This window comes from Vibrio sp. 1580, assembly GCF_033340055.1.
Genome location: NZ_JAWOVT010000225.1, coordinates 1 through 762, shown reverse-complemented (window position 1 = coordinate 762; position 762 = coordinate 1). Strand labels below are relative to the sequence as shown.

General features: G+C 43.0%; 1 protein-coding gene. It reads right to left on the bottom strand.

Going from position 1 to position 762, the window contains the following annotated elements; all coding sequences use genetic code 11:
• Nucleotides 1-762 (bottom strand): sugar phosphate nucleotidyltransferase (locus R7093_RS25175; protein WP_318147011.1); only part of this gene is annotated, 762 nt, incomplete at both ends.

Genomic DNA, 762 nt, shown 5'->3' with positions numbered 1-762 from the left:
CTCGACCGTTGTCTGAATCGGTAAACGTTGCAGGTGGCAATGGTGGGTAATAGGTATGAAGAGGCCACTTACGATTGTACAAAGAGAATGGCGCATCTTTTTCTAATAGATCCATGTGCGCTTGCCAATAAGCATCTATCGTACCTACATCACGCCAGTAAACCTCTTCTTTCTCACCACTGATTCTGTTGGTGCTGAAGTCATAGACAAAAACGTCACCACGAGGGAACATTTTCGGGATGATATCTTTACCAAAATCATGAGAAGAAGCTTCATTGTCTGCATCTTCCACGAGTTCAGAAAATAGAACTTGTGCTTCGAATACGTAGTTCCCCATCGAGACTAACGCGAAATCTGGTTCTCCAGGAATCGATTTTGGATTAACGGGTTTTTCCTCAAAGCCAATCATTCTGCCTTCAGCATCAACCTCTATTACACCAAACTGAGAAGCTTCTTTTAGTGGCATGCGCAGTGCAGACACCGTCAATGACGCCTTCTTCTCCGTATGGAAGTTCAGCATCTGCTTGATGTCCATCTTGTAAATGTGGTCAGAGCCAAAGATACAAACCTGATCCGGTTCTTCAAGCTCCATAAAACGTAGGTTCTGATAGATAGCATCTGCAGTGCCTTCATACCAACGCTTACCCGTACGCATTTGCGCAGGAATTGGGTCAATAAAGCGATCAGTAATACCATTAATATTCCACCCTTTTTTCAAGTGATGGAAAAGTGACTGAGATTTAAATTGAGTAAGGACATAAA